Consider the following 3526-nt stretch of genomic DNA (forward strand, 5'->3'; position numbering starts at 1 on the left):
GCGCATGGTGGCCGCTTGCCGCGAAATTGGGCTATCCATCATCCCGCGCGGTGGTGGCACCGGCTATACCGGCGGTGCCATTCCGTTGCGCCGCCACTGCGCGGTCATCAATACCGAAAAGCTGGAACAAATGTCGGTGATCGAAATGGTCACGCCACAGGGCCTGAACACCAGCGTCCCCAGCATCTTTGCGGGTGCAGGTGTGGTCACCAAGGTCGTGGCCGATGCGGCCGATGCGGCAGGCCTCGTCTTTGCCGTCGATCCCACATCCATGGACGCCTCCACCATCGGCGGAAATATCGCCATGAATGCGGGGGGCAAGAAGGCTGTGCTCTGGGGTACGGCCCTCGACAACCTGCTTTCCTGGCGCATGGTGACCCCCGATGGGAATTGGCTGGAAGTGGAACGCATGGACCATAATCTCGGCAAGATTCACGACCAGCCGGTGGTCCGTTTCCGCCTGAATCGCTTTGCCACCGACGGGCATACGTCGCTCGGGGAGTCGGAAGTGCTCACCCTGCCCGGTGCCAGCTTCCGCAAGGCCGGGCTGGGCAAGGATGTCACCGATAAGTTTCTCGGCGGTCTGCCAGGCATCCAGAAGGAAGGCTGCGACGGCATTATCACCTCCGGACGCTTCCTGCTCCATCAGATGCCAGCCCATGTGCGCACGGTCTGCCTGGAGTTTTATGGCACCGATCTGGATGCCGCGGTACCAGCCATCGTCGAAGTGAAATCCTACGTGGAGGGGTTGGGGCATGTCCTGCTCACTGGTCTGGAGCACCTGGACGAGCGCTATCTCAAAGCCATCAAGTACAGCAACAAGGCCCCCCGCCACGAACGCCCGAAGATGCTGCTGCTCGCGGATATCGCCAGCGATGACCCCGATGCAGCGGGTGCGGCGGCAGCGGCGGTAGTACGTATTGCCAACGCCCGAGGTGGTGAGGGCTTTGTCGCCACTACGCCCGAGTCAAGACGCCGATTCTGGGCCGACCGCAGCCGCACCGCCGCCATTTCCGCCCATACCAATGCTTTCAAAATCAATGAAGATGTGGTCATTCCTCTGGAGAGGCTGGCGGAGTATAGCCGCGCGGTCGAGCGTATCAATATCGAGCAGTCCATCAGCAGTAAATTGGCCAGCCTCAGCGCACTGGAGGAATATGTCTCCGGTGATCTCGCAGAAATCCGCAAAGCTAAGGATTATGAAGAAAGCAGTGAAGATCAGGCCATCGTCGACGCCAAAAAATCCGCCGCCAGGGCGTTGATTGGCGATACACGTCAGCGCTGGCAATCTCTGCTGGAGAAACTGGATATACTGGCTATGGAGCATCCGGAACTGCTGGATGCACACATGCTGTCCGCCGTGCATCCCAATGACACCCTGGCCGGCCTCCTACTACGCGGTGCCCTGCGCGTCAGTTACCGTGAGCACGTCGGCAAGCCGCTGGAGGCGCTGTTCGCTGGCGATGCATTTGCTGCCGTGCGGTCGCGTATCCGCGAGATCCATGCAGAAGTACGCCGTGCCCGTCTTTTTGTCGCCCTGCACATGCACGCCGGCGATGGCAATATCCACACTAACATCCCGGTGCTCTCCAGCGACTACGCCATGCTCCACGAGGCCGACAGGGTGGTGGACCGGATTATGGCTATCGCCCAGAAACTGGGTGGCGTCATCTCAGGCGAGCACGGCATCGGCATCACCAAGATGCGCTGGATGGAACCGGAAAAGATTGCTGCTTTCGCGGCTTATAAGGCCAAAGTGGACCCGGACAGCCTCTTCAATCCGGGCAAGCTGCTGGCGGGCTCCGGGCTGGAAACTGCCTATACGCCCTCTTTACAACTGGTGGAACAGGAAGCGCTGTTGCTGGAAGCCAGCGAACTGGGTGCCCTCAATCGTGAGATCAAGGACTGTCTGCGTTGCGGCAAATGCAAGCCGGTCTGCATGACCCATATCCCCCGCGCCAATCTGCTCTACTCGCCGCGCGACAAGATCCTTGCCACCGGCCTGCTCATCGAGGCCTTTCTCTATGAGGAGCAGACGCGGCGTGGCGTCTCTCAGCAACATTTTGCCGCCCTCAACGATGTGGCCGACCATTGCACCACCTGCCACAAGTGCGAGACGCCCTGCCCGGTGGATATTGACTTCGGCAAGGTCTCCATTCACATGCGTAACATACTCCGGGCGCGGGGTGAGAAATCCTTTAATCTCGGCACGCGCTTGGCCATGAGCTATCTCAATGCCACAGAGCCCGGCAAAGTCCACCTCTTACGGCGGGGCGTGCTGCAAAGCGCCTACAATGCGCAGGCCATCGCCCATAAAATCGTCAAACCACTGCTGCCCAAGGGGCCACCACCGGCCACCACCGGCAAGGCCCCGCTACGCGCCGAGGTCATCCACTTCCTGCGCAAACCGCTGCCTACGGACATGGGCGTGCAGACCATGCGCCAGCTTCTCGCCATTGTCGATGACAAGACCGTCCCCATCATCCGCGACAGCGCCAAAGTCACCGACGAGAGTGATGCGGTGTTCTATTTCCCCGGTTGCGGCAGTGAGCGGCTCTTCAGCCAGATTGGTCTGGCGACACTGGCCATGTTGCATCATGTCGGCGCGCAAACCGTATTGCCACCCGGCTACCTCTGCTGCGGCTATCCACAAACGGCGGGCGGTCATGAAGACAAGGGGCAGGAAATCTCCGTGCGCAATCAGGTGCTCTTTCATCGCGTAGCGAACACGCTGAACTACCTGGATATCAAGACCGTGATCCTGTCCTGCGGCACCTGCATGGATCAATTGCTGCAATACCAGTTCCAGCAGATCTTTCCCGGCTGCCGTCTGCTGGATATCCATGAGTACCTGATGGAAAAGGGCGTCGCTCTGGAAGGCGTAGAGGGTGTGCAGTATCTCTACCACGACCCCTGCCACAGCCCCATGAAAACCCACAAGCCCCAGGCCGTGGCGTCACAACTGCTCGGGCAACAGGTACTGGACTCTGCCCGCTGCTGTGGAGAGGCGGGTACCCTGGCCAGCAGCCGCCCGGATATTGCCACCCAGCTCCGTTTCCGTAAGGAAGAGGTACTCAAGGAAGGCATCCTGCAGCTCACCGGCAGCCTGCGTGCGGAGAATGGCAACGTCAAGCTGCTCACCAGTTGCCCCGCCTGTCAACAGGGCCTGGAGCGTTACCGCGAAGATACGGGTCTCGACACCGATTACATTGTCGTCGAACTGGCACGTAAAATCCTCGGCGCACAGTGGCAACGGGGTTTTATCGACGCCGCTCGCCAGGGGGGTATTGAGCGAGTCTTGCTCTGATGGCCACCAACCCGCCACCCCAGCGACTGGGCAAACCGGACCGTTCCATGCACCTGCTCTCGGCCACTTCCGGGGCGGCGGATATCGTCGCTTTCCTGAAGTTTCATATGGTGTTCACCTCGGCAATGACCGGCAACCTCGCCCTCTTCGGCATCGCCATCGGCCAGGGACATCTGCTTTCCGCGACCCACTCCCTCGCCGCGCTACTGGGATTCGTGA

At 60.4% G+C, this 3526-nt stretch carries 2 protein-coding genes; both read left to right on the forward strand.

Annotation, left to right across the window (positions count from 1 at the left end; translation table 11 throughout):
• A partial coding sequence (locus tag AC2VNK_RS09940) for a DUF3400 domain-containing protein (RefSeq protein WP_486883640.1) occupies nucleotides 1–3307 on the forward strand: 3307 nt, incomplete at its 5' end.
• Nucleotides 3307–3526 (forward strand): DUF1275 family protein (locus tag AC2VNK_RS09945; RefSeq protein WP_486883641.1); only part of this gene is annotated, 220 nt, incomplete at its 3' end. The genes AC2VNK_RS09940 and AC2VNK_RS09945, both read left to right, overlap by 1 nt.

The organism is Acidithiobacillus sp. TH-A35, assembly GCF_057473505.1.